Below are 242 nucleotides of genomic sequence, written 5' to 3'. Positions count from 1 at the left end.
GTGGCGGTCATCTGCTCTATCGCTGTCGGCAGCCTCGGACGCAGCGGCATGAATCACTTGTTCGACAAGCGACGGATAGATTTTGCCGTCGTTTCCCGACTGCTGAGTGAAATCCTCAACACTGAACTGCTCAGGGTTCCACAGTCGGAGAAAGGGGAGCACCTTGAGGTGGTTCCCTTTGCTCAGCCGCAACGCTTGACGCAGCATGAGGCTGTGCAGCAGATCAGGGCCTCCGATTGCCA

At 57.4% G+C, this 242-nt stretch carries 1 pseudogene; it reads right to left on the bottom strand.

Annotated features, from left to right (window positions below):
• Positions 1–242 (bottom strand): annotated as a pseudogene (locus HBA93_RS23065) (hypothetical protein); the annotation flags it as partial.

Origin of the sequence: Ochrobactrum sp. SFR4 (assembly GCF_019730395.1) — a bacterium.
Classification (GTDB): domain Bacteria; phylum Pseudomonadota; class Alphaproteobacteria; order Rhizobiales; family Rhizobiaceae; genus Pseudochrobactrum.
The sequence above is the reverse complement of the archived record's forward strand: the minus strand, read 5'-3'. Positions and strand labels throughout refer to the sequence as shown.